The organism is Janthinobacterium sp. GW460-12-1-14-LB5 (assembly GCF_059423585.1).
The window spans coordinates 21,351-29,521 of sequence record NZ_JBWKYD010000042.1 but is presented as its reverse complement, the minus strand read 5'-3'; the positions used below and the strand labels follow the sequence as shown (position 1 = coordinate 29,521).

Below are 8,171 nucleotides of genomic sequence, written 5' to 3'. Positions count from 1 at the left end.
CCGATAGCCATTCCCCGTCATCCCCCGCCCCAAAGAGCGCCGGCAACCTCAATTTCATCCTCGTCTGCGTCTTCATCGACATGCTGGGCATCGGCCTGGTAGTGCCCGTGCTGCCCATCCTGATCGGCGATTTTGTCGACGGCAAGGATGCGCAGGCATTCTGGTACGGCATCATGGCGGCCGTCTTCGGCTTGCTGCAGTTCATCTTCATGCCCATGCTGGGCGCCATCAGCGACCGCGTGGGCCGCCGTCCCGTGCTCCTGTACTCGATGGCCGGCATGGGCATCAATTTCCTGGCCACGGGCTGGGCGCCGAACCTGGCTTGCCTGTTCATCGGCCGCATCATCGGCGGCGTCTCGTCGGCCAGCATGTCGGTCGCGTCCGCCTATGCGTCCGACGTGTCGACGCCGGACAACCGCGCCAAGAGCTTCGGCAAGATCGGCGCCGCCTTTGGCCTGGGCTTCATCTGCGGCCCCATGCTGGGCGGCCTGCTGGGCGAGATCAACCTGCACCTGCCGTTCTACGTGGCGGCGGGCCTGTCGGCGGCCAATTTCATCTACGGCTATTTCTGCGTGCCCGAATCGCTGCGGCCCGGTCCCCGCGCGCCATTTACCTGGGCGCGCATCAATCCGTTCGCCGCCCTGATGAAACTGGTGCGCCGCGTGGAAATCCGCGGCCTGGTGCTGGCCTTCGGCCTGATGACCTTTGCGCAAATGATGCTCAACACCACCTGGGTGCTGTACACGCACTTCCGCTTCGACTGGACGCCGCGCCAGAACGGCATCGCCCTGTTCTGCGTGGGCCTGTGCGCGGCCGTCGTGCAGGCGGGCTTGCTGGGCATCCTCATCAAGCGCTTTGGCGAAGTGCGCCTGTCCCTGCTGGGCATGGCTTCGGGCGCCCTCACCTACCTGCTGTACGGCCTGGCCACGCAGGGCTGGATGATGTACGCCTTGATTTTGTGCAACCTGCTGGCCTTCGCCGCCGGGCCCGCACTGCAAGGCATCATCTCGAAATCATCGAACGCCGGCGAACAGGGCGAACTGATGGGCTCCCTGCAATCGATCAGCAGCCTGGGCATCATCATCATGCCTTTGCTCGGCAGCATGATCCTTGGCGAAGTAAGCCACTTGCCGCCGCAAGACTGGCGCATCGGCAGCACCTTCTACCTGTGCGCCATCATGCAAACCCTGGGCATCGTGGTGGCCTGGCGCTACTTCCAGGCACAGCGCCAGGCAAGACTTGCGGTTTCCACCACAAAGTAGTCGGCGGGATAATATTGCATTTGAGAAATAAATAGGCGAGAATGGGATAATCAAGCGGACGTTGCCGACGCCCGCGCTACGATGGTGAGCAAGGATGGGTATGACTGACTTTTATTCCAGCGCCTGGCGCCGGACCGTGGCCATGCTGGCGCTGGCGCTGGCGCTGGCGCTGCCGTCGCTGGCGGGTGCGCAGTGCTCGCGCGACATCCAGGTGCCCGTCTCGGCCATCGGCGCCAGCGTGGTGGTCAATGGCGCCACCATCGGCGGCATCTATCCCGACTTGCTGCGCAGCATGGGCGCCAAGCTCGGCTGCAATTTCATCTTTACTGCCGTGCCCCGCGCGCGCCTGGAAGCGATGTTCGAGACGGGCAAGGCCGACCTGCTGATCCCCGCCAGCAGCACGCCGCGGCGCGACCAGCATGGCTTGTTCATCCCCATGCTGGGCAGCCGCCCCCTGCTGATCTCGCTACAGGGCGCGCGCACGCCCATCAACACCATGCAGGAACTGATCGAGCGGCGCGAATTGCGCGTGGCGCTCGTGCGCGGCTACGACTATGGCGCGCCGTACCAGGCGCTGGCAAAGGAGCTGAGCAGCCAGGGCCGCCTGTTCTACGAAGTCGACGCGCTGTCCGTGGCGCGTTTGATGCAAAGCGGCTTCATCGACGCCACCATCATGGCCCCCACCATCCTCGCCGGCGTGGCGCAGAACGATGCGCGCGTGTACGGCCTGGCCGACCGTTTGCGCCTGGAAGCCTTGCCGGAATTGCCTTGGGGCATGAGCGGCGTCTACCTGTCGCGCAAGTCGCTGACGGCGGAAGACCAGGCGACCCTGCGCGAACTGCTGGACAAGGCGGGCCGCTCGGGCTCCCTGATGGACGGCTTCCAGCGCCATCACCGCCAGGAACTGTTGTCGCTGAGCATACGCCCGCGCTAAGGCCTGCATGTCCGGCCCCGTCGTCGCCGTCGTCCTGTTTGCCGCCCTGCTGCACGCCAGCTGGAACGCCATCGTCAAGTCGGGCAAGGATACCTTTCTCACGACCGTGCTCGTCTCCGTGGGCGCGGCGCTGATTTCCCTCCTCGCATTGCCGTTCGTCAATGCTCCCGCCCCCGCCAGCTGGCCTTACCTGGCCGCCTCGGCCGTGGCCCAGCTCGCCTATTATTCGCTGCTGGCGGCCGCCTACAAGGCGGGTGACATGAGCCATGCCTATCCATTGATGCGCGGCAGCGCGCCATTGCTCGTGGCGCTGGCCAGCTGGCCGCTGATCGGCGAGCGCCTGTCGTCCATGCAGATGGGCGCCGTCGCCTGCATCAGCGCGGGCATCTTCGGCCTGTATTTCGCCGCGCGCCTGCCCGCCGCGGCCGGCGCCGCGACAAACACGGGGCGCGCCACGGCCTTTGCGCTAGGCAACGCCTGCGTCATCGCCAGCTATACCCTGATCGACGGCATCGGCGTGCGCCTGTCCGGCGCGCCGGCCGCCTACACGATGTGGATTTTTGTGCTGAACGGCGCCGGACTGCTGCTGTGGACGGCCTTGCGCCGTCCGGCCGATTTGTTTGCGTATGCGCAAACGCAATGGCACCTGGCCGCCCTGGGCGGTTTCGGCACCCTGGCGTCATATGGCCTGGCCCTGTGGGCCATGACGCAGGCGCCCGTGGCCGCCATCGCGGCCCTGCGCGAGACGTCGATTCTGTTCGCCATCGCCATTGCGGCCCTGTTCCTGCGCGAAAAAATCAGCCCCCGCCGCTGTGTGGCCATCGGCCTGATCGCGGCGGGAGCGGTCTTGATGCGAATCGCCTAGCGGGCGTCCAGCGGCGCGATCGGCAATTCGATGGCGCTGGCCGCCCCTGCCGCGTGGTACACGCGCTGCGTGGCCTTTCTATAATGGCCCGGGTCGGCCAGGAAGATGTTCGGCACGTAGTTTTGCGGGTTGCGGTCGTACAGGGGGAACCAGCTCGACTGTACTTGCACGGCGATGCGGTGACCGGGCAGGAAGACGTGATTCGCATTCGGCAAGGCGAAGCGGTAACGCTCCACTTTGCCCGCCGGAATCGGCGTCGGGTGCTCGAAGCTGTCGCGGTAGCGCCCGCGGAAGATATCCATCGCCACGCCCAGCTGATAGCCGCCCATGGCCGGCTGCGACGGCACTTCGTCCGGATACACGTCGATCAGTTTCACCACCCAGTCCGCATCCGTGCCGCTGGTGGAGGCGAACAGGTTGACCATCGGCGCGCCGGCGATGCGCACGGCCGTTTTCAACGGTTCCGAAACATAGCTGAGCACGTCCGTGCGGTCCGCATAGCCGCGCTGGTCGCTGACCAGCCATGGCTTCCACACGTCGGCGTCATTGAGGCGCACGGGACGGGGCACGAAAGGCACGGGCTTGGCGGGATCGGCCACGTATTCGTCGAAAGCGCCTTCCGCCGCATCCGCAGCGCCCGCTGGCGCCGCAAAGCCCAGCCTGGAACCATCCTGCAGGTAGATCGGCGTCAGCTTGGTGTCGCAGGTCTCGCAAGCCAGCGGCCACTGTTGCAGGCGCTGCCACTGGTTCGTGCCGCTCTGGTAGGACACGACGGGCGCCGTGTTCGCCTCCGGCGCGCCATCCTTCAGGTACTGGTTCAGGAATGGCTGCATGACTTTTTCGCGGAACTGGCGCGCCGTATCGCCGTCAAACTTCAGTGCGCCAAGGCTGGAACCGTCATAGTTGACGCCGCTATGACGCCACGGGCCGATGGCCAGGTAATTGAGGTTGTTGCGCTTGTCGCGCCCTTCCATCGCCGTATAGCTGGCGTAGGGACCATAGATGTCTTCCTGGTCCCACTGCCCCACCACGTGCATGGTGGGCACGATCAGCGGACGCTTCGCCAGGATTCTATCGAGCGCCTGTTCCTGCCAGTAACTGTCGTAGGCCGGATGCTCGAACAGCTTTTTCGTGTACGTCAGCTTGTCGATGCCGAATTTTTTCGCGAAATCACCGGCCGAGCCGATGCGCAGATACGCGTCGTAATCGTCGTAGACGCCCAGCACGGGCGCCTCGCCACTGCCGCGCGCGCTCGTCTGCCACGCCAGGTAGGACAAGCTGGGCATGCGGAAGGCGCCGTTGTGGAACCAGTCGTCGCCGCGCCAGCCGTCGACCATGGCGCTCATGGGGATGGCCACCTTCAGCGCCGGATGCGGGTCGACCAGCGCCATCAGCACCGTATGGCCCTCGTACGAGGAACCCAGCATGCCCACCTTGCCATTGCTTTCCGGAATATTCTTCGACAGCCAGTCGATGGTGTCCCACGCATCGGTGACATTATCGACCTTGGTATGGTTCAGCGGACCGCGCACGGGGCGCGTCATCACGTAATCGCCTTCCGAGCCATGCTTGCCGCGCACGTCCTGGAACACGCGGATGTAGCCGTTTTCCACCAGGGTATCGTCGCCCTGCGGCAAGGTGGCCAGCATGCTGGGGCTGGCCGCGCGCTGGGCGCGGCGGGCAGCGTTATAGGGCGTGCGCGTGAGCATGATCGGCGCGCGGCTGGCGCCCTTCGGCACGACGATCACCGTGTACAGCTTGACGCCATCGCGCATGGGGATCATCACCACGCGCTTGACGTAATCATTCATATCGGGCACCACCAGTTTGGCGCCGATATCGGGCGTCATCGGCGGCGTTTGCGGGGTTTGCCGGGTTTGCGCCAGCAAGGGAGCGCTGAACAAGGTACTGACAAGCAGGGCCAGGCCGATGAGCCGGACGGGGGACGACACGCGCATACTGTTCTCCAATGATTCATGCCACGCAAAAGTGGCCGAACGGCAATAGTACTCGGAAAGCAAGTTTTGCATAAGGCAAGCCTCTGACGCGGCGCAGCAGATAAATCGGGGCCGCAACTTGACAGAACGCGCACGAACTGCAACCATAACGCCATGAAATTTATCCCGTCACAACGCGCTTGCTTGAATTGGTGGTCCCGCTCACTTTCGCGCGGCCACTCTATAGTGATGTGAATTTGATCCACGCCGCCTCGATCGGTGGCGTAACAGGCTCAGCCTGGATCATCCCCGATGCAGGCGGCTCAAAAGGAAACTTGATGAGCTTGCCTAACACCCCCGATACCCAAAACTCTCCCGACACCGACAACACCCCGGCAGCACCGCTGTCCGCCGCCGCCATCGCTTCGCAATCCGTGATCCTGACGGGCGACCGCCCCACCGGCCCCTTGCACCTGGGCCACTTTGTCGGCAGCCTGCGCGACCGCGTTTCCTATCAGAACAATTACAAGCAATTCATCATGCTGGCCGATGCGCAGGCGCTGACGGACAATATGGATGACATCGACAAGGTGCACCGCAACGTCGTCGAAGTGGCGCTCGATTACCTGGCCGTCGGCATCGACCCGGCCAAGACCACGGTCTTCATCCAGTCGCAGATCCCGGAACTGGCCGAGCTGACCTTTTACTACCTGAACATCGTCACCGTGGCGCGCCTCGAGCGCAACCCCACCGTCAAGGAAGAAATCCGCCTGCGCGGCTTCGAGCGCGACATTCCGGCCGGCTTCCTGACCTACCCGGCCAGCCAGGCGGCCGACATCACGGCCTTCAAGGCGGGCGTGGTGCCCGTGGGCGAAGACCAGATCCCGATGATCGAGCAAACGAATGAAATCGTGCGCCGCTTCAACCGCATGTACAACCGCGAAGTATTGATGGAATGCAAGGCGCTGGTGCCCGACATCGGCCGCCTGCCCGGCATCGACGGCAAGGCGAAGATGAGCAAGTCGCTGGGCAACACCATCAACCTGGGCGCGACCCCGGCTGAAATCACGGCCGCCGTGAAAAAAGTCTACACGGACCCGTTGCACCTGCGCGTGGAAGACCCGGGCCACCTGGAAGGCAACATCGCGTTTACTTACCTGGACGCCTTCGATCCGGAAAAAGCGGCGCTGGCCGAAATGAAGGCCCATTACGTGCGCGGCGGCCTGGGCGACAGCATCGTCAAGAAGCGCCTGGATGTGGTCTTGCAGGAATTGCTGGCGCCGATCCGCGCCCGCCGCGAAGAGTTCGCCAAGGACAAGGGGCAAGTCATCCAGATGCTCAAGGAAGGCACCTTCAAGGCACGCGAAGTGGCGGCCCGCACGGCCGATGAAGTCAAGTCGGCGCTGGGCCTGAATTACTTCTGATTATCATTTACCAATAGCAAACTGATGCGCCTTGGCGGAGTCGGGTAAAATCCCGCTTTCGCCAGGGCGCAATGCATTTGGCACCGTGGCATCAGCAATCAGTAGAGAAGAAGACAAACGCGCAATGACCGATACCGCTATCGAACGGCTGCTGCAGCAGCATTTTTCCATCGATGCGCTGCAACGCTCGCCCGCGCCCCTGCAGCAGGCGCTGCGCATGCTGGGCGGCTGGCTGGCCGCCGAACGCGACACGGCCTATCCGCACACGCCCTACACGGAACTGCTGACGCAGCTGTCCGACATCAGCCCGCCCGCGCACGGCATGCCCGTGGCCGATTTCCTGCAAGAACTTGACGCCACCGTGCTGGCCAATACGGCCCAGCTGAACCACCCGCAATACATCGGCCACATGACGCAGGCCCTGCCGTGGATCAGCGTGCTGGCCGAAGCGTTTACGGCCACCCTGAACCAGAACCAGGTCAAGATCGAGACGGCGTATGTGTCGACCCTGATCGAAAAGCAGATCCTGGGCTGGCTGCACCGCCAGGTGTACCAGCAGGCCGACAATGTCTACGCGCAGGCGATGGCCGCCACCAGCGGCGCGCTGGGCAATGTCGTCAATGGCGGCACCATGGGCAACCTGACGGCCCTGGCCGTGGCGCTGGAAAAACAGTTGCCCGGCACGCGCAAGCGCGGTTTGTTTTCCGCCATGCAAGAATCAGGCTACGCCGGGCTGGCCGTGATCGGCTCGGCCCGCAGCCATTATTCCGTGAAAAAGGCGCTGGCGACCCTGGGCCTCGGCGAAAACGCCTTGCACCTGGTGGCAGTGGACCGCGACAACCGCATCGACATCCAGGCGCTGGAAGCGACGATTGCCGATTTAAAATTGCGCAATATCAAGGTCGTCGCCATGATCGGCATCGCCGGCACGACGGAAACGGGCGCCATCGACCCGCTGGCCGCCATGGCGGCGATTGCCGCGCGCGAATCCATCTGGTTCCACGTGGATGCGGCCTGGGGCGGCGCCCTCTTAATCGCGGAACAGTACCGCCCGCTGTACGACGGCATCGCCCTGGCCGACTCCGTCGTCATCGACGGGCATAAATTGCTGTGGGTGCCGATGGCGCAAAGCATGGTGCTGTTCAAGGATGGCGCCAGCCTGAACTTGCTCAAACACAACGCCAACTACATCTTGCGTGACAATTCTGGCGACCTGGGCCAGACCTCGCTGGAAGGCTCGCGCCGCTTCGACGCCCTGAAACTGTGGACCTCGTTCAAGGTGCTGGGCGTGTCCGGCTACACGACCTTGCTGCAGCAGGCGGCCACCCTGTCCGGCCAGTTGCAGGACTTACTGGCAGACCAGCAGGATTTCGAGCTCGTCACGCGCTCGGACACCTTCATTCTGACCTACCGCTACGTGCCCGCGCACTTGCGCCAGCGCATGGACAGCTTGCTGGCCGGCGGCCAGGTGGACGCGGCGACCGAGCTGAACAAGCAACTGAACACATTGACCGCCAAGCTGCAAAACCGGCAAAAGGCCGAAGGCCACAGCTTTGTCTCGCGCACGGTGCTCGAATCGACGCGCTACCCTGGCCCCACGAATGTATTGCGCGTGGTCATGACGAATGTCAAGACGCGCCCCCACCACCTGCGCGCCATTTTGGCCGAACAGCGGGCCATCGGCCAGGCGCTGGTGGCGGAACTGGGCCTGTAAGGAATCCCCCACCCATCAGCCTTGACTGGATGCCC

The 8,171-nt window shown here is 63.9% G+C and carries 6 protein-coding genes; 5 read left to right on the top strand and 1 reads right to left on the bottom strand.

Annotated features, from left to right (window positions below; translation table 11 throughout):
* From AC07X6_RS27690 to AC07X6_RS27680, 3 genes are all read left to right on the top strand, one after another.
* Window positions 1-1,262, top strand: a 1,262-nt coding sequence (locus AC07X6_RS27690; RefSeq protein ID WP_494793094.1) for a TCR/Tet family MFS transporter, incomplete at its 5' end; no start/stop codon positions are given.
* 100 nt (window positions 1,263-1,362) lie between these two features.
* Window positions 1,363-2,196, top strand: coding sequence for a substrate-binding periplasmic protein (locus tag AC07X6_RS27685; RefSeq protein WP_494793093.1), 834 nt, complete (start codon window positions 1,363-1,365; stop codon window positions 2,194-2,196).
* Between the two features lie 7 nt (window positions 2,197-2,203).
* A complete protein-coding gene (locus AC07X6_RS27680) occupies window positions 2,204-3,061 on the top strand; it encodes an EamA family transporter (RefSeq protein ID WP_494793092.1) in 858 nt (285 codons plus the stop codon).
* Here AC07X6_RS27680 and AC07X6_RS27675 read toward each other — a convergent pair.
* Entirely contained in the window at window positions 3,058-5,019 is a 1,962-nt protein-coding gene (locus AC07X6_RS27675; RefSeq protein WP_494793091.1) for a CocE/NonD family hydrolase, read from the bottom strand. The genes AC07X6_RS27680 and AC07X6_RS27675 overlap by 4 nt on opposite strands.
* Window positions 5,020-5,336: 317 nt before the next feature.
* On the opposite strand from AC07X6_RS27675, the gene trpS reads away from it, so the two are divergent.
* Together trpS and AC07X6_RS27665 are read left to right on the top strand one after the other, a co-directional pair.
* Window positions 5,337-6,422 carry a tryptophan--tRNA ligase gene (gene trpS / locus AC07X6_RS27670; RefSeq protein ID WP_494793090.1) on the top strand — a complete coding sequence of 362 codons (1,086 nt, stop codon included), beginning with the start codon at window positions 5,337-5,339 and terminating at the stop codon, window positions 6,420-6,422.
* Window positions 6,423-6,546: 124 nt separating this feature from the next.
* Window positions 6,547-8,136, top strand: coding sequence for a pyridoxal-dependent decarboxylase (locus tag AC07X6_RS27665; RefSeq protein ID WP_494793089.1), 1,590 nt, complete (start codon window positions 6,547-6,549; stop codon window positions 8,134-8,136).
* The last annotated feature ends 35 nt before the right edge of the window (window positions 8,137-8,171 follow it).

What these genes read in the sequence shown, in the direction of transcription:
- AC07X6_RS27665 (WP_494793089.1), top strand. Translation starts at nt 6,547, where the DNA reads ATGACCGATACCGCTATCGAACGGCTGCTGCAGCAGCATTTTTCCATC.
- trpS (WP_494793090.1), top strand. Translation starts at nt 5,337, where the DNA reads ATGAGCTTGCCTAACACCCCCGATACCCAAAACTCTCCCGACACCGAC.
- AC07X6_RS27675 (WP_494793091.1), bottom strand. Translation starts at nt 5,019, where the DNA reads ATGCGCGTGTCGTCCCCCGTCCGGCTCATCGGCCTGGCCCTGCTTGTC.
- AC07X6_RS27680 (WP_494793092.1), top strand. Translation starts at nt 2,204, where the DNA reads ATGTCCGGCCCCGTCGTCGCCGTCGTCCTGTTTGCCGCCCTGCTGCAC.
- AC07X6_RS27685 (WP_494793093.1), top strand. Translation starts at nt 1,363, where the DNA reads ATGACTGACTTTTATTCCAGCGCCTGGCGCCGGACCGTGGCCATGCTG.